Raw genomic sequence first — 25,403 nt, 5'->3', positions numbered from 1 at the left:
CCCCGGGTGGACACCGGTTGCCCACCCGGGGGTTCCGTACGCCCGGCCGCTGTCGTCGGCGCGGGCGTCGGCCCCCGTCGGCCTAGACTGGGCCCGAGACTAGGAGGTCAGGGTGTCGAACGACCAGTACCCGCCGTCGGAGCCGCAGCCGCAGCCGTACGGTACGCCGAGGGGGCCGGAATTCGGCGGGCCCAGCTACGACCCCTACCTCGATGATCCGTTCACCGCGCAGACGCCTCCGCCGGCCCAGCCCGTCCCCACGTACCTGCCCCCGGCGGTGTCGCCCGCCCCGGTGGTGCCGCCCACGCCGCAGCAGCCACCGTACGGCTACCCGGTGCCCTACCAGCAGCCGATGCAGGTGCCCCAGCCGTACTACGGCTACCAGTTGGCAAAGCCGGAGCACCCCTCGTCGGTTGCCGTGCTGGTCCTGGGCGTCCTCAGTGTGTTCGTGGTGGTCACCGCACCATTCGCCTGGTACATGGGCAGCAAGGCGAAGAAGGAGATCGCCCTCGGCGCGCCCTACCAGTGGGGTGCCGGCGGGCAGGTCGGCTGGGTGCTGGGCATCATCTATTCCGTGTTCATGATGCTGTTCGCAGCGCTGATCATGCTGGGGATCATGGCCAGCGTGTGAGCGGTTGCTGTGACCTTCGGCAGCCCTTGTGGACAATCTTCCACGCGATGGCCTCCTCATGCCCGACAATTGCGGTGCATTCGCCACGAAAGGAACAGCCATGTCCCAGCCGGAGTACGGGGCCCCGCAGGGCCAGCCGGATCCTCAGCAGAGCCCTCTCTACGGTCAGTCGCCTGACTACGGCCAGACCCCACCCGCAGCGGGCTACGGTCAGCAGCCCTATGGCCAGCCGCAACAGCCCTACGGCCAGCAGCAGCCCTACGGCCAGCCGGCCTATGGCCAGCAGCAGCCGTACGGCCAGCCCACCCCCTACGGGCAGCCGGGTTACGGCCCCCCCGCCGAGCACCCGCAGAGCCAGACCGTGTTCATCCTCGGCATCGTCGGCATCTTCGTGCAGGTCTGCGCCTTCATCGCCTGGTACATGGGCGGCAAGGCCAAGAAGGAGATCCAGGCCGGCGCGCCCTACGCCTTCGACGGCAACCTGAAGACCGGCTACCTGCTCGGCAAGGTCATCTCCATCCTGACCATCATCGGCGTCGTCCTCACGATCGTGTGGTTCATCTTCATCATCGGTCTGGCCGCTTCATCCGGCTACTAACCGCCTGATACGCGACGACGGCGCGGCCACCGATGGTGGCCGCGCCGTCGTCGTCTGTCTGGGTCAGTGGTCACCTTCGTCGACGACGACCTCGGGGGTGCGCACGAGATGCACCACTGCTGCTGCCAGCCCGCCCCAGAGGGTGAGCATGGCGATGATCATCATGGTGATGGCGATGGGTGTCATTTCTTCATGATCTCCTCATACTTGGCGTCGAGCGCGTTCTCGTCGATGGATTCCACGGTGCCGCGTCTCCACGGCGTGAGGGCCAGGATGGCGGCTCCGACGATGAGCGACGCGACCATGCCCCAGCCGAAGATGCCCAGCATCCCCAGCGGGTAGTCCCCGTAGGGCGTGGTGACGTGCTTGATGACCTCGGTCACCAGGATGTAGCCCAGCACGACCGGCACGACGACGGCGACGAGCACCATCCACACCTTGCCGAAGCGCACGCTGGAGACGCGATAGAGGTGGCTCTGCAGCAGCGGGATCTTCCGCAGCACCCAGGCCACCACGATCACCATGGCGAACGCGCCGAGCAGGATGCCGAACTTGTTGATGAACTCATCCGTGATGTCCAGGAAGAACAGGCCGGTGGTGGTGGACAGCAGCAGCATGGACGCCGCGGCCATCGGCAGGCCGACGGCGAGCGTGGCCTGCACGCGGCCAAGGCCCAGCTTGTCCTGCAGGGCGGCGGTGCAGACCTCCACGATGGAGATCATCGATGTGAAGCCGGCGAACACCAGCGACGCGAAGAACAGGGCGCCCAGCAGCGGGCCGATGGAGCTGGAGGACACGATGCTGGGGAACGCGATGAACGCCAGCCCGATGCCTCCGGAGGCCACGTCACCCACCTCGCTGCCCGAGGACTGCGCCATGAAGCCCAGCACCGCGAAGACGCCGATGCCGGCGAGCAGCTCGAAGCCGGAGTTCGCGAAGCCCACCACCAGGCCGGAGCCGGTCAGGTTGGTGCGGCGACGCAGGTAGGACGAATAGGTGATCATGATGCCGAAGCCCACCGACAGCGAGAAGAAGATCTGACCGTACGCCGCCGCCCACACGCCGGGGTTCGCCAGCGCGGCCCAGTCCGGGGTGAAGAAGGCGTTGAGACCGTCCATCGCGCCCGGCAGGGTGAGCGCCTGGATCACCAGGACGAGGAACATCACGAGCAGCAGCGGGATCATCACCAGGTTGGCCCTCGCGATGCCCCGCTTGACGCCGAGGCCGATCACCACGAGCGTCAGGACCCACACCAGCAGCATGGGGATGGCCACCTGCGGGACGAAGTCGAACCCGATGTGCGGGGTCTCGGCCACCTGGAGGAACTCGCCGAAGAGGAACCCCTCCGGGTCGTCACCCCAGGCCTCGGTGAAGCTGAAGATGAAGTACATCGCGGCCCACGCGAGGATCGCGGCGTAATAGACGGCGATGACGAAGCAGACCAGCACCTGCCACCAACCGAACATCTCGCTCCACTTCTTGCCGGCCCGGCGCAGCGCCAGCGGGGGAGAGGCGCGGTAGCGGTGGCCGAGGGCGTAGTCGAGGAACAGCAACGGGATGCCGGCGGTCAACAGCGCGATGAGGTACGGGATGAGGAAGGCGCCGCCACCGTTGGTGTACGACACGTAGGGGAATCGCCAGATGTTGCCGAGACCGACGGCGGAGCCGATGGCCGCCAGGATGAACACGTTGCGCGAGCTGAACATCTCGCGACGGTGGGTCGTCGGCGCCGCTGGCCGCATGACAGATGGATCGCTCATCCGTCCTCCTATGGGTAGTAATACGGGCGTAGCGTATAGGCCACGGGGCGCGCGCGGATAGGGGCGCGCGGGATGGACCGCTCAGTGGCCCAGCGCGGCGCGGCGCCGAGATATGTGCCTGCCCTGTCAGGGCCGCCCCGGCCGTGGGAGACTCGGGTAGCACCCGACGGAGGAGAGTCCTGTGAGTGACGTCCCGCCCTACCGCCCCGACGACTTCGCCGACCCCTCGTCGCCGTCGGAATTCGGCCCCGCGCCCAGCCGGGGCGCGTCGTCGCCCGCACCGTGGGGCCAGCCCCCGGTCCAGCCCCAGCCCTACGGGCGGCCGGCGCCCTATGGTCAACCCGCTCCCTATGGCCAACCCGCTCCTTATGTGCAGCCGGGACACTATGCACCCTCGCCCTACGCGCAAGGGCCTGGGCCCTATGCGCCGCCCTGGGCGCGCCCCGAGCACCCGCAGACGCAGATGGTCTTCATCCTCGGCATCGTGGGCATCTTCACCGGTGTCGTGTCCTTCGTCGCCTGGTACCTGGGGGGACAGGCCAAGAAGGAGATCGAGGCCGGTGCGCCGTTCCCGTGGGACGGCAACCTCAAGACCGGGTACATGCTTGGCAAGGCGTTCAGCATCATCTGGATCGTGCTGATGGGTCTGGGCGTCGTGTTCTGGGCGCTGTACGTCATGTTCTTCATCAGCCTGTTCGCCTCGATGCCCTGACGCTGGGCGTGGGGCGGCGGACTCAACGCACGAAGACCGGCTGGTCCTTCGTCGAGCGGGCCTCGTCGTACTCGTAACCGTCGCGGTTGAAATCCAGGAGCCGGGAGGGGGTGCGCACCCGCTCCTTCACCAGCCACGCGGCCATCGTGCCGCGGGCCCGCTTGGCGTAGAAGCTGACGATGCGGGGCTCGCCGTCCTTGTCGCGGTCCTCGAAGCGCGGCGAGATGATCCTGGCGCCCAGGCGTTCGCCGTCGAGCACCTTGAAGTACTCCGTGCTGGCCAGGTTGATGAGGACATCGGCACCGGGGGAGGAGTCGAGGTCGCGGTGCAGGAGGTCCGTGACCTGACTGCCCCACCAGTCGTACAGCGACTGCCCCCGCGCGGATGCGAGCCGGGTGCCCATCTCGAGGCGGTGCGGCTGGATGAGGTCCATCGGCCGCAGCAGCCCGTAGAGCCCGGAGAGGATGCGCAGCGACTTCTGGGCCTCGGTGAAGTCGCGGGCGTCGAACGTGTGCGCCTGGAGGCCCTGGTAGACATCGCCGTTGAAGGCGAGGATGGCGGGCCGGGCGTTCTTCGCGGTGTGTTCGCTGGTGAAGTCCTGGTACCGCGTGGCGTTGAGGTGGGCCAGGTCGTCGGAGATGTGCATGAGCCGCGAGATGTCCGCCGGGGATTTGGTGCGCATGATTTCGATCAACCCGTCCGACTGCCCGATGAGGCGTGGTTCGGAGTGCTTCTTCGTGGGCAGCGGGCTTTCGAAATCCAGCGACTTCGCCGGCGACAGGACGGACAGCATGGCCCCGATTGTAGGTGAACCCACGCGCGGACGTGCCTGGGAATACCCAGGGCAGTATCGGTGTTTGAATGTGTGAGGAGGATGTATTCATGTTGGACCCAGCAGCCCTGTACCAGTTCGAGTCGCACGTCGACCCACGCACGATCCACGCCAAGGCGATGGTGGTGACGCTCGGCGCCTTCGTGGACGCCGGACACGTGCAGCGACTCGTGGACGAGCACCTGCTGGAGACGTTGCCCAACCACGTGCTGGCGCGCTTCGACGCGGACCAGCTGCTGGACTACGCCAGCCGTCGGCCGCCCATCACGTTCGAGCGCGACCACTTCACGGACTACGAGCGCCCCGAGATCACCCTCCACCACGTGCTGGACACCGACGGTGCCCCGTTCCTGCTGTTGAACGGCCCGGAGCCGTCGTACCAGTGGGAGCGGATAGCCGCCGCCGTCGTCCACCTCGCCGACACCTTCGACGTGGCGCAGGTGATCACGCTCCAGGGAGTGCCCATGGCGGTGCCGCACACGCGCCCCGTCTCGCTGTCGCGCTTCGCCACGAGCCCGGACCTGATCCCCGGCCACCAGCCCATCTTCGGCACCATGCGCATGGGCGCCTCACTGCCGGCGCTGCTGAACGTCCGGCTCGGTGAGGCCGACGTGGCGTCGGTGGGCCTGGCGGCCCACATCCCGCCGTACCTGGCGGAGACAGACTTCCCCGCGGCCGCCGTCGCGCTGCTCGACTCGCTGGGAGTGCACGCCCAGCTCAACCTGCCGACGTCGACGCTGGAGACGAAGGCGGTCCACGTGGCCGCCCGGCTGGGTGAGGGCATGGCCGCGGACGACGACCTGCGCGAACTGGTGGAGTCGCTCGAGGAGCAACACGACCGGGTCGTGCGGGCGCTGGGCCACCAGGCGGAGCCTGAGGACGTGCCCTCGGCCGATGAGCTGGGCGCTCAGGCCGAGGCCTTCCTCAGGTCGCTGGACGACACCGAGTAGGCCACGTGGCCCCGGCAGGCGTCAGCCGACGTGGTCTGCTGAGTTCGTCGAAATGCCCGGCGCGCCCTCGTGGACGATCTTGCCCGGGTTGAAGTTGCGGCCCGGATCCACGCCGTCGAACAGCTTGCTCTGGATGAACACGCCCGCGGGGGAGATGTCCTGCTCCATCCAGGGGCTGTGCTCCTCACCGACGCCGTGGTGGTGCGACACCGTGCCGTGGTTGTCCATGAAAGCCTGCTGGATGGCGCGCTTGGCCAGGTCGTAGGTCACGAGATTGCTCTCGGAGTCGTCGTTGATGGCGAAGGTGAAGTACTGGCACGCGCCCGAGTGGTACGAGTGGCTGAGGTGGCAGAACACGACGCCCCGCAGGCCCAGGTCGTCCATCACCTGGTAGAAGGCGTCCGTGGCGTTGGTGTGGATCTGCTCCGCGAAGGCCCAGGGGGTCGTCGTCTCGGAGACGTCGCAGACCAGGCCGTGGTCCAGCATGAAGTCGCGCAGGTAGGGGGTGTCGTACTTCTTCTGGTCGTACAGCGCGCCCGGGCCCTTGCCGACGCCCATGCCGCCGTTGTTGCGCACGATCTTTCCGACGATGCCCTTCAGGTAGCGCACGTGGCTGGCCGAGCCCTCGAAGCCTACGAAGCTCATGGCGATCTGGCTGAGGTCCCAGCCCTTCTGTTCCATCAGCTTCTTGATGCCCTTGCTGACCAGCGACGAGACCTTGCTGCCCTTCTTGCCGTTGGCCATGATGTATTCGGTTTCGAGAGCATCCGAGACGCGGGCCATCATGACCTCCGCGTCGGATTCGACGATCTCGCGGCAGGCCTTGAGGCCGTCTGCGTAGGTGGCGTAGAAGTACGCCTGGATCTCGCGCACCTCCGGCACGCGGTGCACGTTGACCCACGCGGACGTGATGACGCCCAGGCGACCCTCGGAGCCCAGCACCATCTCGCGCACGGACGGGCCGGACGAGGTGGACGGGAGGGGGCGCAGCGTCAGCACCTGGCCGGGCATCACCATGGTGAGGCCGCGGGTGATGTCGGCGATGTCGCCGTACTTGTCGGACTGCATGCCCGACGAGCGGGTGGCGATCCACCCGCCGAGCGTGGACCACACGAACGAATCGGGGTGGTGCCCCAGCGTCCAGCCGCGAGCCTGGAGCTGGTCCTCCATGTCGGGGCCGAAGACGCCGGCCTGGATGTGCGCAAGGCCCGAGACCTCGTCGATCTCCAGCACCTTGTTCATCCGGCCGAGGTTGACCGAGACGACCTGCCGCGACTCACCGGGCATGGCCTCCAGGGCGGCCACGATGTTGGAGCCGCCGCCGAACGGGATCAGAACGGCGTCGGCGTCGACGACGGCGTCCACGAGTCGTTCGACCTCACGCTGGGTGCCGGGGTAGAGCACCACGTCGGGTACGCGGCCGAGCTGGCCGCGGCGCACGCGCACCAGGTCACGCACACCCTTGCCGAACGCGTGGACGACGCGGGTCTCGTCGTCGGTCTGCACGTACTTCTCGCCCAGGATGGCGACGAGGCTCGTGCGCAGCGACTCTGAGAGCTGGGAGGCCGGCACCTCGAGGGAGGAGAAGGGCGGGACGGGTTTGACGGGTTCGTCGATGTCGACGCCGACCCTGTTCATGACGAAGGGTGCGAACTTCGGCTTGTCCTTGTAGCCGAAGCTATGGCCTTCTTCGCCCCAGCCCCACCACTTCTGCTGCTTGACGCCCTCGATCATTGAGGATCCTCCTGCTTGTCGGCCTGCTCCCGGGCATGTTCAGCCAGAGTCGCGATTTCCGTCTCCTGTGCGCGTTCGAGCGCCACATTACGCTCATACTCCGCGAGCGTCTTCTTACCGTAAGCGCGCGCGGTCGTGTCATGGAGCTCCAGCACCTGGCGGCGCATCCGCTCGTTGAATTCGTGGGCGATCTCGCCGGGCCGCGGCGTCATGGGCCGTCCGAACACGACGTGCACCTCGGGCCGGCCCTTGGGGAGGTGCTTCTGCTTCGACGGCCAGGCCTCGAAGGCGCCGACGAGGGCCACCGGCAGCGCCGGCACGCCGCGCGAGATGCACAGCGACGCGACGCCGGGGACGTACTTGCCCATCGCGCCGGTGCGGGAACGCGTGCCCTCGGGAAACAGCAGCAACGGGACGCCGTCGGACAACAGCTGGCCGGACATGCCGCGCCTGCCCTTGCCGCCCTTGCCGCGGTCGATCGGGAAGCCGTTCATGAACAGCGCCATCGACATGGACTTGAACCAGTTGCCGAAGAAGAAGTCGCCCGCCGCCCCGGTGGCGACGCGCTTCGAGAGGCGGGTGGGCAGCGAGGCCAGGATGAGTGGGGCGTCGAGGTGGGAGGAGTGGTTGCCGAACACGATGAAGGCGCCGTCGAGGGTGTCGAGGTTGCTGGCGCCGTGCACATGGACCCGCAGCAGCCGCATCAGCGCGGGCTTGAGCACCAGCATCTGGGCGGTCTGGCGCGTCGTCGCCTGCACCTTGGAGGTGTAGCGCGAGTTGCCCGATTCGAGTTCGGCGGCCACGTCAGTGCTTCCTCGAGGCGGACAGCTTCTTCGAGAACCAGCGGGTGAAGGAGCGCGGACCGTGATCCGCGAGGAACATGGCGGTCTTCCACTTCCAGTCCGGCACCGACTCGAAGCGGCCCTTGGCGGAGTCGTCGAGGGCGGTGCGCACGAGCTTGTCCGCGTCGATCCACACGATGCCTGGCAGCTTGGAAGCGTTGATGCCGGCCCGCTGGTGGAACTCCGTCTTGACCCAGCCGGGGAGCAGCGCGGTGGCGGTGACGCCGGTGCCGCTCAGCTCCAGGGCCAGGGAGTTGGAGAACGTGCGCGCCCAGGCCTTGATGGCGGAGTAGTTGCCGGAGAAGATCGACGACGACGAGGACGCCACCGTAATGATCTGGCCGTGCCCTCGGGTCTTCATGGCGCGGGCGGCGGAGCCGCTGAGGATGAACACCGCCACGCACATGACCTCGATGGCGTTGGTGTTGAGTTCCACCTCGTCGGGGTTCAGCGACGTGGAGTGGAGGCCGAACCCGGCGTTGTTGATCAGGATGTCGACGGGGCGGCTGAGGTCCTCGAGCCGCTCACCGATGCGCAGCATGTCGGCCCGCTCTGACAGATCCGCCTGAATCGTCTCGACCTCGACGCCGAACTGGCCGTTCAACTCGGCCGCGACGGCCTCGAGGCGGGCGGTGTCGCGGGCCACCAGGATCAGGTTGGTGCCACGCCTGGCCAACTCCTGCGCGAACGCGAGACCGATGCCGGAAGTGCCACCCGTGATCAAAGCTGAAGCCATGAGGTCAAAGGTACGCCACTGGGGGTGGGGCTCGCGAAGCGTGTCTGGCGTTGCTGAGCGGGGTTCGTGGTAATCCCACAACGGCGGGGCCCGTGGTTGTCGGAGAGCTACAAAAAGGGGGCTGGAAATGCTTCAGGGGGCGATGTCGCGCAGACGCGGGCCGTTCGGCCCGGTGTACGCGACACCACCCCCTGGAGGGCTACGCTCAGCGGGAGATGACCTCGAGGGTCTCCTGCGCCATGGCCAGTTCCTCGTTGGTCGGGACGACCAGCACGCGGACCTTGGACTCAGCCGTGGAGATCTCACGCGGTTCCTTCGACCGGGCGTCGTTGGCGGCCTGGTCGAGTTCGAAGCCCAGGTTCTTCAGGCGTTCGATCACGGGGCGGCGCACGTGCGCCGCGTTCTCGCCGACGCCGGCGGTGAACACCAGGGCGTCGACCCCGCCCAGCACGGCGATGTAGGAGCCGATGTAGCTGATGAGACGGTGCACATAGACGTCGAGCGCCAGCTGCGCGCGCTCGTCGCCCTCCAGGATGGCCGTCTGCACGTCGCGCATGTCGGTGAAGCCGCAGAGGCCGCCCATGCCGGACTTCTTGTTGAGCAGGTTGTCCACCTCGTCGATGGTCATGCCGCTGCGCACCAGGTACTTGTGCAGACCGGGGTCGACGTCGCCGGAACGGGTGCCCATGACGAGGCCCTCCAGCGGGGTGAGGCCCATGGAGGTGTCGATGGCGACCCCGCCGTCGACGGCGGAGATCGAGGCGCCGTTGCCGAGGTGGCAGACGATGGTCTTGAGGTCTTCGATGGGCTTGCCCAGGAACTCCGCGGCCTTCTTCGACACGTAGCTGTGCGAGGTGCCGTGGAAGCCGTAGCGGCGCACGCCCAGGCGCTGCGCGGTGTCGTAGTCGATGGCGTAGGTGTAGGCCTCGGCCGGGAGGGTGGAGAAGAACGCCGTGTCGAAGATGGCCACGTGCGGGACGTCCGGCAGGACCTCCTTGGCGGCATTGATGCCGGCGATGCCGGGTGGGTTGTGCAGCGGCGCCAGGTCCGACAGTTCCACGAGCTTGTCGATGACGCTGTCGTCGATCAGCACCGACTCGATGAAGGTGGCGCCACCGTGCACCGTGCGGTGACCCACGGCCACCACGTCGTCGAGGCTGGGCCCGTGGTCCGTGAACATCTTCACGACGGCGGCCACTGCCTCGGTGTGGTCCGCGAACGGGCGGGCCTCGTGGTACTCCTCATCGCCCACCTCGTGGGTGATGGTGCCGACCTCGAGACCGATGCGCTGCACGATGCCGACCGCCTGCGGCGAGCCCACCCCCGGATCGAGTAGCTGGTACTTGATCGACGACGATCCGCAGTTGAGCAGGAGGATCGGCTGACTCATGGCGCTTCCTTTGTTGGGTGGTGGTGATGAACGACGCGGCAGGGTGGGGGACCCTGCCGCGTCGGTTCCTGGCTCAGTTGGTCTGGGCCTGGATGGCGGTGATAGTGATGGTGGACACGATGTCGTCCACGAGGGCCCCGCGCGACAGGTCGTTGACCGGCTTGCGGAGGCCCTGCAACACGGGGCCGATGGCGATGGCACCTGAGGTGCGCTGCACGGCCTTGTAGGTGTTGTTGCCCGTGTTGAGGTCCGGGAAGATGAACACGGTGGCGCGGCCGGCGACCTCCGAGTTGGGCATCTTCTTGGCGGCGACCACCTCGTCGACGGCGGCGTCGAACTGGATGGGGCCCTCGACCTTCAGCTGCGGCGCGCGCTCGCGCACCAGGCGGGTGGCCTCGCGCACCTTGTCGACGTCAGCGCCGGAGCCCGAGTCGCCCGTCGAGTACGACAGCAGGGCCACGCGGGGCTCGATGCCGAAGTTCGCGGCGGTGGCGGCCGAGGTGATGGCGATGTCCGCCAGTTGCTCGGGGGTGGGATCCGGGTTGACGGCGCAGTCGGCGTAGACCAGCACGCGGTTGCTCATGCACATCAGGAACGAACCTGACACGACGGAGACCTCAGGCTTGGTCTTGATGAACTCCAGCGACGGCCGGATGGTGGCGGCGGTGGTGTTGATCGCGCCCGACACCATGCCGTCGGCCATGTCCAGGTGGACCATCATGGTGGCGAAGTAGGACGGGTCCGTGATGCGCTGGCGGGCCTGCTCGATGGTGACGCCCTTGTGGGCGCGCAGCCTGGCGTATTCCGCCGCGAACTGCTCGACCAACTCCGGGTCCTCCGGGTTGACGACGGTGGCGTCGGAGAGGTTGAGGCCCAGCTCCGAGGCGCGCTGGCTGATGCGCGCCACGTCGCCCAGCAGGATGATGTCTGCGACGGACCGCTGCAGCACGATGTCCGCGGCCTCGAGGATGCGGTCGTCGGTGGCCTCCGGCAGCACGATGCGCTGCTTGTTGGCCCGGGCCATCTGCATGATCTGGAACTCGAACATGGTGGGCGTGCGGATGTCCGTGGTGGTGAGGTCGATCTTCTCCAGCAGCGCACTCTCGTCGACGTACTGCGAGAACAGCGCCCGCGACACCTCGATCTTGCGGGGGGAGCTGGTGGACGTGCCGCGCACGCCCTGCAGCTTCACGGCGGTGGAGAAAGTGTCGCCCTTGGTGACCGCGATGGGCAGGTCGATCGTCGAATCCGTGAACAGCTTCGACACCGATTCCGGGATCTCGAAACCGCCGGTCAGCACCATCGCCGACAGCGGGCCGTAGTGGGGCGAGCGGTGCGCCATCACGAGGCCGGGGAGCAGGTCGAGGCGGTCCGCCGGCATGATGACGGTGGATTCGCGCTTCAGGTAGGGCAGCAGGTTGGGCAGCGTCATGCCGCCCACGATGGTGTGCAGCGACTCGTGCGCCAGGAACTCGCTCTGCCCCAGCCACTGGGTGGCGCCGACGGCGGCGAACTGGGCGCCGACGGAGGGGGCGCGCAGCACGGGGCTGTCCGGCAGCACGGCGACCACGGCTTCACGGACCCTGTGCAGTGCATCGGCGACCTCGGCCTCCCGACCCTCGTCGGCATGCGTCGCGATCAGCGCGATGACGGTGTTGTGGCGCGACTCGAACGCATCGACGGCGGACTCGGTCATGCGCTGGACCTGCTCGGCCGAGCGGTCCTTGGCGCGTGCCACGAAGATCACCGGCGAGTTGAGGTTGGCGGCGATGACGGCGTTGTGGTCGAGCTCCAGGGCCGACTCGAAGTCGTCGTAGTCCGAACCGACGATGACCACGGCGTCGCGGTTCTCCGACAGCTCGCTGTACTTCGCGACGATGGTGTCGATCGCCTGGTCCGGGTCCGCGGCGTAATCGGCGTAGGTCACGCCTACGGCGGACTCCAGCGACTGGTTGACGCCCTTCGGCGAAAGGAGGGCCTGGGTCACTGCGTCAGCGTCGAGGGAGTGCACGAGCGGGCGGAAGACGCCCACCGAGCGCACCTGACGAGCGAACAGGTCGATCACGCCCAGTGCGATGGACGACTTACTGACCAGCCGCTCCGACGAGGCAATATAAACACTTTTGGTCACGGGGACCACCTTATCGCGATTCGTTTGTTGGGATGGGGCGGGTCTACACCGTCAGCGTAGGAGCTTCCCGGCTGCCAGCACGACGGCGTCCAACAGGTGTTGCAACTGCCCGGACCGGTGGGCGTCGGGGCGGACCTGGTTGCCGTCGAACTCCGTGGCGTTGTTCAGTGACACCTGGTTGCGCAGACCCCACACGTGGAGTGCGGCGAGGATGGGCCGCCACGCCTCCACGGCGCGCACCCCGCCCTCGAAGCCGTAGGAGACGAACGCCACCGGCTTGAAGGCCATCTCCAGGCCGAGGTGGTCGACGCCGTTCTTGAAGCCGCCGGGCACGCCATGGTTGTACTCCGGGGTCAGCCACACGTAGCCGTCACAGGCGGCGAGCGCATCGGCCCACGCCTGGACGTTCTCGTCGGGGTACTTCCCCGCGTAGTCGAAGGGCTCCACCTCGTCGGTGAGCACCGGCAGGTCGTAGCCGGCCAGGTCGATGAGCACGAACTCGGCGTCGGTGCGCTCCGCGGCGAGGCCCATGATCCAGTCAGCGACGGATGCGCCCTTGCGGCCCTTGCGGACGGAACCCAGAACGATGCCGATCAACATGTCAGTGCCTTTCGGGTATGCGAGACCACTGTTGGTATACCAGCGACCCTATCGCGGTCGAGCGCTCAGACGGCTCAACTGTCGAGGAGGGCCTCCGCCAACAACTCGAAGCCGCGCACCTTCGCCGGCCAACGGTCTGCGGCGTCGCCCTCGTAGGCGCCTTGGACGGGGTGCACCATGATCTCGTCCACGCCGAACTCAGCCGCGGTCTCGCGCAACTGGTGGGCGACCTCGTCGGGGTTGCCCACCGCCCACGTGTCGAGGGTGGGCTGGGCGGCGCGGCGCAGGTCGTCGGTCAGCAACCGCTTGACGTCGGCGCCGACGAACGGCGAAGGGGACAGTCCGCCGCCGGTGGAGAACTTCGCCATCGTGTAGAGGTGGGGCTCGACGAGCTCCCAGGCCTCGTCGGCCGTCTCCGCCACGCAGACGTTGACGGTGACGAACGTCCGCGGTGCCTCACCGTTGTCTGTGGGTTGGAACGAGCCGCGGTACAGGTCGAGCGCCTGCCGCGTGCCGCGCCCGCTGAAGTGGTGCGCGAAGACGTACGGCAGGCCGAGCGCAGCGGCGAGTTGCGCCGAGTAGTCGCTGGAACCCAGCAGCCACACCTGAGGGGATTGCTGGATGTCCGGGGCGGCGCGGAGGTGGTAGGTGCGGCCGTGGGGGAGCCGCACCTCGGCCCCCTCGGGGTTGAGCAGGGTCAGGATGTCGGTGACGTTGCGGGGGAACTCGCGCACGGAGTCGACGGGGCGGCCGTCGGCGTCGACGAAGTGGCCCCCTGCCAACTGACCGCGGATGGCGGCCGACGTGATGGGGTCCGTGCCCGGCGCGCGGCCGATGCCCAGGTCGATGCGGTCGCCGTACACGGCGGTCAGCAGCGAGAACTGCTCCGCCACGGCCAACGGGGCGTGGTTGGGCAGCATCACGCCGCCGGAGCCGAGGCGGATCTGGTGCGTGTCCTGCCCCAGGTACATCAGCTCGACGGCGGGGGAGGTGGAGGCGACCGAGTCTGTGTTGTGGTGCTCGGCCACCCAGTACCGGGTGAAGCCCAGCCGGTCCGCCGTCTCGGCCATCTCCCGGCTGGCCCGGAGGCTGTCGGCGGTGGTCTGGCCCGTGCGGACGCTGATCAGGTCGAGTACCGAAAGCTGCATACCCCCCACCGTAGGGCCACCGTTCAAGCTGTGGCCTCCGTAGCCGACCACGAGCAGGTGGCAGCCGCGGCGGGCGTCGATCCTTTAACCCAGCCTCAGGCGGCTGGCCCAGGAAACCGTCTCAGTCCAGGTGGCGGAAGCCGGCGTCCTTGAGGTCTTCGGCCAGGTGGTTGACCAGGAGTTCCGAATCATCCGTCAGTCCGCTCCGGTAGGCCGAGCGCGACACCATGCTCGCCGAGACGGGAGCCGTCAGGAGTTGCAGCGTGATGATCAGCAGGCACAACCCCAGGGCCCACCAGGTGCGGAGGCTGAGCGCGATGCCGACGGAGACGAAGATCAGCCCCAGGACCTGCGGCTTGGTGATGGCGTGCATCCTTCCCAGCAGGTCAGGGAACCGCACGAGGGCCACTGCGGCGCCGAAACACAGGATGGCCCCCACGAGGATGGACAGCGCGCTGACGAAGTCGAAGACGGTGTCCATCACACCCGCTCCTTCCGCTGCCTGTTGTAGCGGTGCCGCTGCAGCATCCGGTCCGACACCATGCGGGCCACCGACACGGCGCTGGTGAAGCCCAGCATCGACAGCAGGACGAGCACCATCAGCTCCGTGGACATGTCCGTCCAGACCACCCACAGCCCGAGCGAGGCCACCATCACGGCGACGATGAGGTCTGCCGCGACGGAGCGGTCGAGCTGGGAAGGGCCCGCCGCGATCCGGTTGACGCCGATGAACGCCGCCACGGTCAGCAGCACGGCCGCGACCGACAGGATGATGTTGGTGGCCAGGATCATGGTTCGACCTCCAGGTCGAGGGCGTCGGGGGCCGGGTGGTGGTGCAGCGCGGCGTGGAAGTCCTCTATCTCGCGGCGGGAACCGAAGGCGCGCACCACCCGCGACTCCACGCCGACGGCCATCTTCTGCACCCGCCCGATGGGGTCGTCGCCGTGCAACTGGATGGCGTGCAGGTAGAGGCGGCGCGGGTTGCGCACCACTTCGACGACGACGGTGCCGGGCACCAGGGAGATCATCTCGGCCACCTGCACCTGGTAGAGGTCGTTGTCGGTGATGAGGTCGATGCGCACGATGCCCGCGCGCAGGTCGACCTTCCGGTGGAACGCGAGCAGGAACACGCGGATGGACGACACGACCAGGTCGTAGACCAGGTGCCCGATCAACCGCAGGATGCCCACCGGCCGGAGGTGACCCTTCCAGAACACGGGGGGGAGCGGGAGCACGATGCCCACCACGTAGCCCAGCAGGAGCCCGGACACGATGATCATGGGCGAGACGCTGCCCCAGAGCAGCACCCAGACGGTGGCCATGGACAGCACCGACAGCGGCCGGAACGTGAGTCGCTCGGCCAGGGGCACGCGGGACCTGGCGATCATCGCAGACCTCCCGGCAGCACGGCCTGGACGTAGGAACCGTCGCGCAGCGCGGCTGCGGCGGCGTGCGCGTACTCGTAGAGCGGGCCGGCGAACACCGTGAGGGCGAGGCCGAACAGGATCAGCCCGATGGTGGCGCCCACCTGCAGCGGGGGCATGGGGCGGGTGTCCTCATCGGCGATCTCGTCGGGGTCGAGGTCCTGCGCCGCGGCCTCCGCCCGGCGCTGTTCGGCGGGGGTGACGCCCCAGAATGCCCGGTTCCAGACCTTGGCCATCGCCATCAACGTCAGCAGGCTGGTCAGGACGCCGCCGGCGAGCACGGTCCAGGCCAGCGGGGTGCCCACCTCGGCGGCTGCCTGGAGCAGGCCGAGCTTGCCGATGAAGCCCGACAGCGGAGGGATGCCACCGAGGTTCATGGCGGGGATGAAGAAGAGCGCCGCCAGCAGCGGGGCGACCTTCAGCAGGCCGCCCAGCCCGTCGAGCGACGACGTGCCGCCGCGCCGCTCGATCAGCCCCGTCACGAGGAACAGCGTGGCCTGGATGGTGATGTGGTGCGCGGTGTAGAAGATGGTGGCGGCCAGGCCCGCGTCGGTGCCCAGCGCGATGCCGAAGATCATGTAGCCGATGTGGCTGATCAGCGTGAAGGACAGCATTCGCTTGATCTCCACCTGGGCGATGGCGCCGAGGATGCCCAGCACCATGGTCAGCAGGGACGCCACGAGCAGCACGTTGTAGACGGTGTCCGCCGGGAACAGCAGGGTCTCTGTGCGGATGATGGCGTAGACGCCCACTTTGGTCAGCAACCCGGCGAACACCGCGGTGACGGGGGCCGGCGCCGTCGGATAGGAATCCGGTAGCCACGACGACAGCGGGAAGACCGCCGCCTTGATGGCGAACGTCACGATCAGCAGCACCTCGAGCAGCAGCTGGACCGGCTCCGTGAGGTCGCGCAGCCGGACGGCGAGGTGGGCCATGTTGACGGTGCCCGTGGCGGCGTAGATGGCCGCGATCGAGATCAGGAACAGCGACGAGCTGAGCAGCGACACCACGACGTAGGTGGTGCCCGCCCGGATCCGGTCCGACGTGCCACCCAGCGTCAGCAGTACGTAGGACGCGAACAGCAGCATCTCGAAGCCGACGAACAGGTTGAACAGGTCACCCGCGAGGAACGCGTTCGAGACCCCGGCCATCAGCAGCAGGAAGGTGGGGTGGAAGATCGAGACGGGGGTCTCGCGCTTGACCTCGTCCCTGTCCTGGCCGGTGGCGAACAGGAGGACGCCCAGGGCGATGACGGAGGCGACGAACAGCATGAGCGCGCTCAGCCGGTCCACCACCAGCGAGATGCCGAGAGGTTCGGCCCAGGCGCCCAGCCAGAGGGCCATGGGGCCGTTGGCGTGGGTGAGCCACATGAACAGGGCACCCAGGGCGACGATGCCGCTCAGGCTGAGGATCGACACCAGGCGCTGGAGCCCTGGGCGACGGGGGAGGGCTAGCGCGATGGCGGCGCCGCCGATGGCGAGCAGCACCGGCAGGGGGAGGAGGTTGTGGAGCATCATTCGCTGACCACGTCCGCGCCGGTGTCGGAGAAGGTGGTGTCCTCGTAGGACTCAGAGGTGACATCGTCGAGCGCGAGTTGCCGGATGCGCGCATCCTCGACGTCGTCGGCCACCTCGTCGTGCCCGTGCAGCTGGAAGCTGCGGTAGGCGAGCGTCAGCACGAACGCCGCCACCGCCATGGTGATGACGATCGCTGTGAGCACCATCGCCTGGGGCAACGGGTCCGAGACGCCCTCCGCGCCGGAGTCGCCGAGGCCGATGATCGGCGCCAGCGCGGGCTTGCCGGCCGCCACCAGGAACATCAGGTTCACGCCGTTGCTGGCCACCATGACGCCCAGCAGGATGCGGGTGAGGGAGCGCTCGAGCAGCAGGTACACGCCTGCCGCGACGAGGGCGCCGGCCGTGATGGCCAGGACGAGGTTGGCTGTCATCGGCGCTCTCCGTAGCCGGGGATCGCCTTCGTGGAATCCGGGATGGGCATGGGGGCGATCTCCTCGGAGGCGTGCTGGTCGATGCCGGAACCGAGGCTGCGGGCCACGTCGAGCAGCATGCCGATCACGACGAGGTACACGCCGATGTCGAAGACCGTCGAGGACACGAGGTGGAGCTCGCCGAGCAGGGGGATGGTGAGGTGGGCGTCGTAGCTCTGCAGGATGTTGCCGCCGAAGAACACCGGGGTGATGGCAGCGAGCAGCGCGAGGATGAGCCCGCCGCCGAGTAGTCGTCCGGCGTCGAACGGGGCGGCCTCGTCCAGTTCGTGGCGGCCGGCGGCGAGGTAGCGCGTCATCAGCGCCATGCCCGCCACGAGGCCACCGGCGAAGCCACCGCCCGGCCAGTTGTGGCCCGCGAGCAGCAGGTAGACCGACACCACGATCATCACGCCGAACAGCATCCGGGTGACGACCTCGAAGACGAGCGAGCGCACCATCGGCGACAGCGTCTGGCCGGCGCGCAGCCACACGCCCGGCGAGCTGTCCGCCTGCGGCTCGTCCTCGCGCGATTCGAAGGCCTGCGCCGTCGAGGTGATCCCCACCACCCGGGAGCGGAGGAAGATCAGCGACGCGACGCCGGTGGCCGCGATGACGAGCACCGAGATCTCGCCGAGCGTGTCCCAGGCTCGGATGTCCACGAGCGCGACGTTGACGATGTTCTTGCCGTAACCGAACTCGTAGGCGGCCTCGTACCAGGCCTTGGACACGGGCTCTGCCACCCGGGCGCCCACGGCGACCAGCGAGATCAGCGTCACCGTGGTGCCGACGGCCAGCGCGATCAGCACGCGCCACCACCGCGTCGAGCTCAGCGGCCGGTTGGTGAAGTAGCGCGGCAGCTTTCGCACCACGAGCACGAAGACCACCACTGTGACGGTCTCGACGAGGACCTGGGTGAGCGCGAGGTCCGGCGCCCCGCCCATGGCGAAGAGCAGCGCGAGGCCGTAGCCGGTGACGCCGACGAGCAGGACGGCGCGGATGCGGCCACGGGAGGCGGCCGCCAGGGCCGCGGCGGTCACCATCACGGCGGCGACGAGGAGTTGGGGCCAGTTGTCGAAGAGCCGGTAGGTGGGCCAGATGCGGATGCGCAGCATGGCGTAGGTGGAGAGGGCAACCATCACCAGCAGGATGGTGCCGAGGTAGATCGACAACGAGCCGCGCTGGGTGCGCGCGGTGACCTCGACGGAGATCCGGTCCAGCCCGTGCATCGAGCGGTGGAAAATCTCCTCCGACGTGGTGGTCGTCGGGAACGTGCCCTGGATGTCGGCGATCCGCTCGCGGAAGACGAAGAGGAGCACGCCCGCGGCCACCGCGATCATGGACATCCCGAGCGGCCAGGAGACGCCGTGCCACAGCGCGAGGCCGTGGCTGGGCTGCCCGTGCCCGACCTGGGCGGCGTAGGGGGTGAGAATCTCCGTGAGCTGGGGGCCGAGGAAGCCCAGCACCAGGCTGAGCGCGCCCAGGAACATCGGCACGCCGGCCATGCCGAGGGCGGGACGGTGCCAGCTGAGCGCCGGGGCGCCGTCCTTGGAGGCGAAGGCGCCCCACCAGAAGCGCAGCGAGTAGGCCACGGTGATGGCGGAGCCGAACACCAGCGCGACGGCCAGCGCCGCCGCAGCGAGGGGCGTGACAGCCTGGATGTCGCCGACCACCAGGTAGACGATCGACTCGAACGCCGCCTCCTTCGTGAGGAAGCCCACCAACGGCGGCATGCCGGCCATGGAGAGCGCCGCGAGGCCCGCGAGGACGGCCAGCCAGGGCACCCGGTACCCGACACCGCTGAGCTCGCGGATGTCGCGGGTGCCGGCGGAGTGGTCGATGAGGCCGACGCACAGGAACAGGGTGGACTTGAACAGCGCGTGGGCGATGACGGTGCCGATGGCCGCCAACGCGGCGGCCTCCGTGCCGATGCCGGCCAGCAGCACCATGAACCCCAACTGGGAGACAGTGCCGTAGGCCAGCAGCAGCTTGAGGTCCGTCTGGCGCAGCGCGCGCCAGCCGCCCATGATCATCGTGAGGGTGCCCAGCAGCATCACGGCCGGCCGCCAGAACGGTACCGTCGCGAACGCCGGGGCCAGCACGGCGACAAGGTAGACGCCGGCCTTCACCATGGCCGCGGCGTGCAGGTAGGCGGAGATGGGCGTGGGTGCCGCCATCGCGCCCGGCAGCCAGAAGTGGAACGGCACGAGCGCCGACTTCGACAGGGCGCCCACCAGCATCAGGAGCGCGCCCGCCGTGGCGAGGACCCCCGTCGGCGGGTTGGCGACGATCTGCTCGAGCGAGAACGTGCCCGAGGCGCTCCAGAGCGCGATGATGCCGATCAGCATGGCCAGGCCACCGGTGGTGGTCACGACCAGCGCGGTGTGCGCGGCCCCGCGGTTGGCGCGGCGGGTGGGGTCGTGGCCGATCAGCAGGTAGGAGAAGACCGTGGTCAGTTCCCAGAAGACGTAGAGCACCACCAGGTTGTCCGCGGTGACCAGCCCCAGCATCGTGCCGGCGAAGAGCGTGAGCACCGCGGCGGACCGGCCGCTGGTGAGGCCCTCGAAATACCAGCGGGAGTAGATCAGGACGCACACCCCGATCCAGGTGACGATCATCGCCAGGACCCACTGGAGCAGGCCCAGGCGCAGCGTGAGGTCGATGTCGAGCGCGGGGATCCAGCCGTAGGCCTCGACGTAGGGGCGGCCCGCCAGGATCAGCGGCGCCTTGGAGACCAACCAGATGCCTGCGGCCAACGGGGCGAGCGCCAGGATGAAGTAGGCACGGGCCCCCATCCGCTTCACGAGCAGGGGCGTGAGGGCGCCCAGAATCGCATGGACGGCGATCAGGGCATAGAGCACGCCAGAGCTCCCCTCAGGTTTGGGTTCTTGGTGGCGGGGTCAGCTTATCGGGTGTGGCAAAGGGCTCTCAAAGTTCTGCGATGCCGGTTGTCGTGTCTGGGGTCGTCCTGATATTGTTTTCTCAAGAAACAAATCCAATGGAGGAGAGTCCCGTGTCTGATCTTCGTTATTCCTTCGGTCTTTGGACGGTGGCCTGGCGGGGCACTGATCCCTTCGGCAGCGACACGCGGCCTGAGTTCGACCCCTGGTACTACACCGACAAGCTCGCTGAGCTCGGCGCCTGGGGTGTGACCTTCCACGACAACGACGTCTACCCGTTCGATGCCGACGACGCCACCGTCGCCAAGCGGCTGGCCAAGTTCAAGGAGGCGTGTGACGCTTCCGGCCTGACCATCGAGATGGTCACCACCAACACCTTCAGCCACCCGATGTTCAAGGACGGCGGCCTGACCTCGAACGACCGCTCCGTGCGTCGCTACGGGCTGCGCAAGATCCTGCACGCCGTCGACATCGCCGCCGACATGGGGGCCAGCACGTTCGTCATGTGGGGCGGGCGCGAAGGCGCCGAGTACGACAGCTCCAAGGATTACCACGCGGCGCACGCGCGCTACGCCGAGGGCCTCGACACCGTCGCCGGCTACATCAAGGAGCAGGGCTACGGGCTGCGCATCGGCCTGGAGCCCAAGCCGAACGAGCCACGCGGCGACATCCTCCTCCCCACCATCGGGCACGCGCTGGGCCTGATCGCCACGCTCGAGCACGGCGACATCGTGGGCCTGAACCCGGAGGTCGGCCACGAGCAGATGGCCAACCTCAACTACACCCAGGGCCTCGGGCTGGCGCTGTACTGCGACAAGCTCTTCCACATCGACCTCAACGGCCAGCGCGGCCTCAAGTACGACCAGGACCTCGTGTTCGGCCACGGCGACCTCATGAGCGCCTTCTTCACCGTCGACCTCATCGTCAACGGCTTCCCGGCCAGCCCGGACGCGCCGCGCTACGACGGCCCGATCCACTTCGACTACAAGCCCAGCCGCACCGAAGGCGTCGAGGGCATCTGGGATTCCGCGAAGGCCAACATGGAGGCCTTCACGATGCTCGCGGACCGCGCCAAGGCCTTCCGCGCCGACCCCGAGGTGCAGGAACTGATGAAGAAGGCCTCGATCTTCGAGCTCGCGGAGCCCACCCTCGCCGAGGGCGAGACCATCGCGGACCTGCGCAAGGCCGAGATGCCGGATCCCGCCGAGAAGGGCGCCCGCGAGTATCATTTCGTCGAGCTTCAGCAGGCAGCGCTGCGGCACCTGCTCAAGGGCTAGGAGACCGACGATGGCATTGGTGGCAGGCGTCGACACCTCGACACAGTCGTGCAAGGTGCTCATCGTCGATGCCGACTCCGGCGCAGTGGTGCGCCGGGGCCAGGCGTCGCACCCCGACAGCACCGCCGTCGACCCGGAACACTGGTGGAACGCGTTCCAGCAGGCTGCCGAACAGGCCGGCGGGCTGGACGACGTGGAGGCGCTGAGCGTCGGCGGTCAGCAGCACGGCATGGTGGCACTGGACGCCGACGGCCGCGTGATCCGCGATGCGCTGCTCTGGAACGACACCCGCTCAGCGGGGGCCGCCACAGACCTGCGCGCGGAGTTCGACGGCTGGGCGGAGGCCGTCGGTCACCTACCCCTGGCGTCGTTCACGCAGACGAAGCTTCGCTGGCTGGCGGACGAGGAGCCTGACAACGCGGCGCGGGTCGCCGCCGTCGCGCTCCCGCACGACTGGCTGACGTGGCGCATCCGTGGCGCACGCTCGCTCGACGACCTGGTCACGGACCGCTCTGACGCCTCGGGCACGGGCTACTTCGACTCCGTCGCCAATGAGTACCGCCGCGACCTGTTGTCGCTGGCGCTGCGCCGCGACGCCGCGAATGTGGTGCTGCCCCGCGTGCTGCGCCCCGACGAGGGGGTCGAGGGGCCCGGGTTCCTCATCGGGCCCGGTGCCGGCGACAACGCGGCGGCCGCGCTCGGGTTGGGCCTCGCGCCCGGCCAGACGTCGCTGTCGATCGGTACTTCGGGCGTGGTGGCTGCGGTCTCCGGCACACCGGTGGCCGACGCCACCGGAACCGTGAACGGCTTCGCGGACGCCACCGGTGCCTGGCTGCCGCTCACCGCCACCCTCAACGCGGCCCGCATCCTCGACAGCGCCCGCTCCGTGCTCGGCATCGATTTCGACGAGCTGGCCAGGCTGGCGTTGTCGGCCGAGCCCGGCGCTGGCGGGCTGACGCTCGTGCCGTGGTTCGAGGGGGAACGCACGCCCAATCTGCCCGACGCAACGGCGTCGCTGGTGGGCATGACGCTGGCCAACTTCACGCCGTCGAACCTCGCCCGCGCCGCCGTCGAGGGCCTCCTGGGCCTACTCGGTGGCGGCCTTGATGCGGTGCGAGCCCTGGGTGTCGCCGTTGAGCGCGTGTCGCTGATCGGTGGCGGCGCCAGGTCTGAGGCCGTGCGGCGGATCGCCCCCGAGGTGCTCGGGGTGCCCGTGGACGTGCCGCCGGCCGGCGAGTACGTGGCGCTGGGCGCCGCGCGTCAGGCCGCGTGGGTGCTGACCGGAACGCTCCCCACCTGGGAGCTGGCCGGCTCCGAGACCTACGAGGCCGCGTCGAAGCCGGAGGTCATGGAGCGCTACCGCGCGGAGGCCGAGCGGCTGGCTGTCGCCAACGGCTGGAAGTAGCCCTCAGAGCCGGGCCCGGAGCCACGCCAGGTCGGCGTCGTGCTCCGGGACCCCGCCGGGGGTCTCGAGGATGGTCGGCACGGCCGCTTCGCGGATGATCGCGATGAGCGCCTCCGGGTCCGCCTGGCCCTGGCCCAGGTTGGCGTGCCGGTCGGCGCCGCTGTCGTAGGCGTCGCGGGAGTCGTTGCAGTGCACCACATCGATGCGGCCGGTGATCGCCTTGATGCGCCCCACCAGGCCGTCGAGCTCCAGCCCGCCCGCGTGGGCGTGGCACGTGTCGAGGCAGAACCCGACCTGCCCGATGTTGTCCGAACCCGAGATGGCGTCCCACAGCCGCTCGATCGACTCCTCGTAGCGCGCCATCGCCTGCCCGCCACCGGCCGTGTTCTCGATGAAGATCGGCACCGGCAGCTTCAATCCGTCCACGCACTTGCGCCAGTTCTCGTACCCGACGGCCGGATCGTCCTTCGCGGTGACGTGACCGCCGTGCACCACCACCCCGAGCGCGCCCACGGCAGCCGCCTCGTCGACGGTCTGCTGCAGCAGCTTGCGGCTGGGGATGCGCACGCGGTTGTTCAGCGAAGCGACGTTGAGCACGTACGGGGAGTGGACGACCAGCTGCACGCCCGCCTCGGCGGCGGCCAGCCTGAGGGCCTCGGCCCCGCCCTCGGTGAGGGCCGCGGGCTTCTTCCAGCTCTGCGGGTCGCCGAGGAAGATCTGCACTACTCCGGCGCCGAGCGCGGCGGCGTCGGCGAGGGGGTTGACGGAGTCGACGTGGGCACCGAGGGGGAAAGACATGGTTCCCAGCCTAGCTATGTGGCGCGGGAAGTCCGCGGCGCAGTTTCAGCGCGCATGCTGCCTGTCGTCCATGATCCCCAGCACGAGCGCGAGCAGGAGGCAGGCCGCGATCCCGGTGAAGGCGCCCATGAACGCCAGGGTCCACGAGCCCGTGGCGGCGACGGCGAAGAAGACGCCGGTGATGGCGGCGTTGCCCAGCGCGGTGGTGATGCGCTCGACGGTCTGCTTCAGGCCGCTGGCCGTGCCGCCGTGGCGCACGGGCACGTCCTGCATGCTCAACGTCTGGTTCGCCGAGGCGAAGGCGCCCATGGCCGCCCCGTTGAGACCCAGCGTGGCCGAGAGCCACCAGAACGACCAGCCGAACTCACCGATGCCCCACGCCACCAGGATGCTCAACAGGGCGCCGGTGACCATCAACGCGAGCGCGAACACGACGAGACGCCTGCCACGCGTCATCACGAAGCGCACCGTGTAGATCGAGGCGACGGCGCTCAGCACCGCGTTGGGCAGGCCCAGCAGGCCGGTGCGCAGCGCGTCGACCCCCAGCCCGTTCTGCAGGAAGATCGCCACCACCGCGAACGTGGAGGTCAGACCCAGGAAGGCGGCGCCGGAAACCAGCAGCCCGTTGCGGAAGGAGCGGTAGCGGAAGAGTTCGAGGTCCACGAGCGGCTCGCGGCCCGCGGCCTTGTACCGGCGCTCCCAGAGCCACCACGCGAGGATCAGGACGGCGGCGAGCGGCAGGAGCCACCAGGCCCACGACTGCCTGGCCATGAACGGGTACATCACGGCCACCACGGAGGCGGTGATGAGCAGCGAGCCGACCGGGTCCAGATCGACCCTGCCCGCCGTCGCGTCGAGGCCCAGCCGGCGCCTGCGTTCCTTCACGAACGGGAACCACCTCAGGCCCAGCACGACAGCGGCAAGGCCGAGGGGGAGGTAGCCGAAGAAGGCCCAGCGCCACCCGGTCTCCGGGCCGGCGGCCTCGATGATGGCACCGGCGATGACGGGGCCGGCCGCCACTGAGGCGGAGATGGTCACGCCCAGCAGGGCGAACGCCTTGGCCCGCCCACCGCCGCTGAAGTACTGCTGGATCATGCCGGTGACCTGCGGCGAGAACAGTCCAGCGCCCACGCCCTGCACCAGCCTGGCTGCGTTCAGGATGAACGCGTTGGGCGCCAGACCGCATGCCAGCGACGCCACGGTGAACAGCGCCGCACCGACGATGAACCAGGAGCCACGCCCCAGCACGTCGCCGGCGCGGCCGGCGGGGATCAGCGTCACTCCGAAGGCCAGCGCGTAGCCGGCGAGCACCCACTGAAGGTCCTGGTCGGTCGCGCCCAGCCCCTCCTGGATGGTGGGCAGGGCCACGTTGACCGACGAGATGGCCATGAGCGACATCCCCATCGACAACAGCAGGACGGCCAGGACCTTCATCCGGTGGAAGGTCCTGGCCGTGCCTGGTGCGGAGATGTGGTTTCTATCGGTCACCCGGCGAGTATGTCACCCAGTGGCGCGATCACCCGCGTGACGTGTCTGGGTCATCGTCCCCCT

At 68.6% G+C, this 25,403-nt stretch carries 24 protein-coding genes; 6 read left to right on the top strand and 18 right to left on the bottom strand.

Going from position 1 to position 25,403, the window contains the following annotated elements; all coding sequences use genetic code 11:
- Window positions 1-112: 112 nt before the first annotated feature.
- Together H5393_RS11020 and H5393_RS11015 are read left to right on the top strand one after the other, a co-directional pair.
- A complete protein-coding gene (locus H5393_RS11020; RefSeq protein ID WP_182766699.1) occupies window positions 113-631 on the top strand; it encodes a hypothetical protein in 519 nt (172 codons plus the stop codon).
- 100 nt (window positions 632-731) lie between these two features.
- Entirely contained in the window at window positions 732-1,229 is a 498-nt protein-coding gene (locus H5393_RS11015; RefSeq protein WP_076061442.1) for a hypothetical protein, read from the top strand.
- 63 nt (window positions 1,230-1,292) lie between these two features.
- Here the strand turns inward: H5393_RS11015 and H5393_RS11010 are convergent, their stop codons facing one another.
- Both H5393_RS11010 and H5393_RS11005 read right to left on the bottom strand, forming a co-directional pair.
- Window positions 1,293-1,415, bottom strand: coding sequence for a methionine/alanine import family NSS transporter small subunit (locus tag H5393_RS11010; protein WP_076061440.1), 123 nt, complete (start codon window positions 1,413-1,415; stop codon window positions 1,293-1,295).
- Window positions 1,412-2,989: a sodium-dependent transporter gene (locus tag H5393_RS11005; RefSeq protein ID WP_076061438.1), complete on the bottom strand. Its 1,578-nt coding sequence runs from the start codon at window positions 2,987-2,989 to the stop codon at window positions 1,412-1,414. The genes H5393_RS11010 and H5393_RS11005 overlap by 4 nt, the downstream gene beginning before the upstream one ends.
- Before the next feature lie 181 nt (window positions 2,990-3,170).
- On the opposite strand from H5393_RS11005, the gene H5393_RS11000 reads away from it, so the two are divergent.
- Complete coding sequence (locus H5393_RS11000; RefSeq protein WP_182766815.1) at window positions 3,171-3,701, top strand: hypothetical protein; 531 nt, start codon at window positions 3,171-3,173, stop codon at window positions 3,699-3,701.
- A gap of 22 nt (window positions 3,702-3,723) precedes the next feature.
- Here the strand turns inward: H5393_RS11000 and yaaA are convergent, their stop codons facing one another.
- Window positions 3,724-4,494: a peroxide stress protein YaaA gene (yaaA, locus tag H5393_RS10995; protein ID WP_182766698.1), complete on the bottom strand. Its 771-nt coding sequence runs from the start codon at window positions 4,492-4,494 to the stop codon at window positions 3,724-3,726.
- Window positions 4,495-4,583: 89 nt separating this feature from the next.
- Here yaaA and H5393_RS10990 point away from each other — a divergent pair, with 89 nt between their 5' ends.
- A complete protein-coding gene (locus H5393_RS10990; RefSeq protein WP_182766697.1) occupies window positions 4,584-5,483 on the top strand; it encodes a PAC2 family protein in 900 nt (299 codons plus the stop codon).
- 21 nt (window positions 5,484-5,504) lie between these two features.
- Here the strand turns inward: H5393_RS10990 and H5393_RS10985 are convergent, their stop codons facing one another.
- From H5393_RS10985 to H5393_RS10925, 13 genes are all read right to left on the bottom strand, one after another.
- Window positions 5,505-7,217, bottom strand: a complete 1,713-nt coding sequence (locus tag H5393_RS10985; RefSeq protein ID WP_182766696.1) for an FAD-binding oxidoreductase — start codon at window positions 7,215-7,217, stop codon at window positions 5,505-5,507.
- The gene (locus tag H5393_RS10980; RefSeq protein ID WP_245244027.1) at window positions 7,214-8,020 is read right to left on the bottom strand and encodes a 1-acyl-sn-glycerol-3-phosphate acyltransferase; all 807 of its coding nucleotides are present in this window, start codon (window positions 8,018-8,020) and stop codon (window positions 7,214-7,216) included. The genes H5393_RS10985 and H5393_RS10980 overlap by 4 nt, the downstream gene beginning before the upstream one ends.
- Before the next feature lies 1 nt (window position 8,021).
- Window positions 8,022-8,795, bottom strand: coding sequence for an SDR family oxidoreductase (locus tag H5393_RS10975; RefSeq protein ID WP_182763235.1), 774 nt, complete (start codon window positions 8,793-8,795; stop codon window positions 8,022-8,024).
- A 205-nt stretch (window positions 8,796-9,000) separates the two neighbouring features.
- Window positions 9,001-10,185 (bottom strand): acetate kinase, encoded by a 1,185-nt coding sequence (locus H5393_RS10970; protein WP_182766695.1) that lies wholly within the window; start codon window positions 10,183-10,185, stop codon window positions 9,001-9,003.
- Window positions 10,186-10,258: 73 nt separating this feature from the next.
- Window positions 10,259-12,316 (bottom strand): phosphate acetyltransferase, encoded by a 2,058-nt coding sequence (gene pta, locus H5393_RS10965; protein WP_182763237.1) that lies wholly within the window; start codon window positions 12,314-12,316, stop codon window positions 10,259-10,261.
- Window positions 12,317-12,367: 51 nt separating this feature from the next.
- A complete protein-coding gene (locus H5393_RS10960; protein ID WP_182766694.1) occupies window positions 12,368-12,916 on the bottom strand; it encodes an NADPH-dependent FMN reductase in 549 nt (182 codons plus the stop codon).
- Window positions 12,917-12,990: 74 nt separating this feature from the next.
- Complete coding sequence (locus H5393_RS10955) at window positions 12,991-14,064, bottom strand: LLM class flavin-dependent oxidoreductase (protein WP_182766693.1); 1,074 nt, start codon at window positions 14,062-14,064, stop codon at window positions 12,991-12,993.
- A gap of 121 nt (window positions 14,065-14,185) precedes the next feature.
- Window positions 14,186-14,545: a monovalent cation/H(+) antiporter subunit G gene (gene mnhG / locus H5393_RS10950; RefSeq protein WP_182766692.1), complete on the bottom strand. Its 360-nt coding sequence runs from the start codon at window positions 14,543-14,545 to the stop codon at window positions 14,186-14,188.
- A complete protein-coding gene (locus H5393_RS10945) occupies window positions 14,545-14,856 on the bottom strand; it encodes a monovalent cation/H+ antiporter complex subunit F (RefSeq protein WP_076061396.1) in 312 nt (103 codons plus the stop codon). Before H5393_RS10945 ends, mnhG begins: the two co-directional genes overlap by 1 nt.
- Window positions 14,853-15,452, bottom strand: a complete 600-nt coding sequence (locus H5393_RS10940) for a Na+/H+ antiporter subunit E (RefSeq protein WP_182766691.1) — start codon at window positions 15,450-15,452, stop codon at window positions 14,853-14,855. Before H5393_RS10940 ends, H5393_RS10945 begins: the two co-directional genes overlap by 4 nt.
- Window positions 15,449-17,005, bottom strand: coding sequence for a Na+/H+ antiporter subunit D (locus tag H5393_RS10935; protein WP_182766690.1), 1,557 nt, complete (start codon window positions 17,003-17,005; stop codon window positions 15,449-15,451). Before H5393_RS10935 ends, H5393_RS10940 begins: the two co-directional genes overlap by 4 nt.
- Complete coding sequence (locus H5393_RS10930) at window positions 17,002-17,436, bottom strand: Na(+)/H(+) antiporter subunit C (protein ID WP_076061390.1); 435 nt, start codon at window positions 17,434-17,436, stop codon at window positions 17,002-17,004. Before H5393_RS10930 ends, H5393_RS10935 begins: the two co-directional genes overlap by 4 nt.
- Window positions 17,433-20,333 (bottom strand): Na+/H+ antiporter subunit A, encoded by a 2,901-nt coding sequence (locus tag H5393_RS10925; RefSeq protein WP_182766689.1) that lies wholly within the window; start codon window positions 20,331-20,333, stop codon window positions 17,433-17,435. Before H5393_RS10925 ends, H5393_RS10930 begins: the two co-directional genes overlap by 4 nt.
- Window positions 20,334-20,485: 152 nt before the next feature.
- Here H5393_RS10925 and xylA point away from each other — a divergent pair, with 152 nt between their 5' ends.
- Complete coding sequence (xylA, locus tag H5393_RS10920; RefSeq protein WP_370585979.1) at window positions 20,486-21,649, top strand: xylose isomerase; 1,164 nt, start codon at window positions 20,486-20,488, stop codon at window positions 21,647-21,649.
- Between the two features lie 10 nt (window positions 21,650-21,659).
- A complete protein-coding gene (xylB, locus tag H5393_RS10915) occupies window positions 21,660-23,054 on the top strand; it encodes a xylulokinase (protein ID WP_182766687.1) in 1,395 nt (464 codons plus the stop codon).
- Between the two features lie 3 nt (window positions 23,055-23,057).
- Here xylB and H5393_RS10910 read toward each other — a convergent pair whose 3' ends face one another.
- On the bottom strand, window positions 23,058-23,852 hold the full coding sequence (locus tag H5393_RS10910; protein ID WP_182766686.1) for a deoxyribonuclease IV: 795 nt from the start codon (window positions 23,850-23,852) through the stop codon (window positions 23,058-23,060).
- 45 nt (window positions 23,853-23,897) lie between these two features.
- Window positions 23,898-25,340 (bottom strand): MFS transporter, encoded by a 1,443-nt coding sequence (locus H5393_RS10905; protein ID WP_370585978.1) that lies wholly within the window; start codon window positions 25,338-25,340, stop codon window positions 23,898-23,900.
- Window positions 25,341-25,403: the final 63 nt, after the last annotated feature.

Origin of the sequence: Tessaracoccus sp. MC1756 (assembly GCF_014164735.1) — a bacterium.
Classification (GTDB): domain Bacteria; phylum Actinomycetota; class Actinomycetes; order Propionibacteriales; family Propionibacteriaceae; genus Arachnia.
The sequence above is the reverse complement of the archived record's forward strand: the minus strand, read 5'-3'. Positions and strand labels throughout refer to the sequence as shown.

Coding starts and splice junctions, on each gene's coding strand:
- H5393_RS11015 (WP_076061442.1), top strand. CDS start 732: ATGTCCCAGCCGGAGTACGGGGCCCCGCAGGGCCAGCCGGATCCTCAG.
- H5393_RS11010 (WP_076061440.1), bottom strand. CDS start 1,415: ATGACACCCATCGCCATCACCATGATGATCATCGCCATGCTCACCCTC.
- H5393_RS11005 (WP_076061438.1), bottom strand. CDS start 2,989: ATGAGCGATCCATCTGTCATGCGGCCAGCGGCGCCGACGACCCACCGT.
- yaaA (WP_182766698.1), bottom strand. CDS start 4,494: ATGCTGTCCGTCCTGTCGCCGGCGAAGTCGCTGGATTTCGAAAGCCCG.
- H5393_RS10990 (WP_182766697.1), top strand. CDS start 4,584: ATGTTGGACCCAGCAGCCCTGTACCAGTTCGAGTCGCACGTCGACCCA.
- H5393_RS10985 (WP_182766696.1), bottom strand. CDS start 7,217: ATGATCGAGGGCGTCAAGCAGCAGAAGTGGTGGGGCTGGGGCGAAGAA.
- H5393_RS10975 (WP_182763235.1), bottom strand. CDS start 8,795: ATGGCTTCAGCTTTGATCACGGGTGGCACTTCCGGCATCGGTCTCGCG.
- H5393_RS10970 (WP_182766695.1), bottom strand. CDS start 10,185: ATGAGTCAGCCGATCCTCCTGCTCAACTGCGGATCGTCGTCGATCAAG.
- H5393_RS10960 (WP_182766694.1), bottom strand. CDS start 12,916: ATGTTGATCGGCATCGTTCTGGGTTCCGTCCGCAAGGGCCGCAAGGGC.
- H5393_RS10955 (WP_182766693.1), bottom strand. CDS start 14,064: ATGCAGCTTTCGGTACTCGACCTGATCAGCGTCCGCACGGGCCAGACC.
- mnhG (WP_182766692.1), bottom strand. CDS start 14,545: ATGGACACCGTCTTCGACTTCGTCAGCGCGCTGTCCATCCTCGTGGGG.
- H5393_RS10945 (WP_076061396.1), bottom strand. CDS start 14,856: ATGATCCTGGCCACCAACATCATCCTGTCGGTCGCGGCCGTGCTGCTG.
- H5393_RS10940 (WP_182766691.1), bottom strand. CDS start 15,452: ATGATCGCCAGGTCCCGCGTGCCCCTGGCCGAGCGACTCACGTTCCGG.
- H5393_RS10935 (WP_182766690.1), bottom strand. CDS start 17,005: ATGATGCTCCACAACCTCCTCCCCCTGCCGGTGCTGCTCGCCATCGGC.
- H5393_RS10930 (WP_076061390.1), bottom strand. CDS start 17,436: ATGACAGCCAACCTCGTCCTGGCCATCACGGCCGGCGCCCTCGTCGCG.
- xylB (WP_182766687.1), top strand. CDS start 21,660: ATGGCATTGGTGGCAGGCGTCGACACCTCGACACAGTCGTGCAAGGTG.
- H5393_RS10910 (WP_182766686.1), bottom strand. CDS start 23,852: ATGTCTTTCCCCCTCGGTGCCCACGTCGACTCCGTCAACCCCCTCGCC.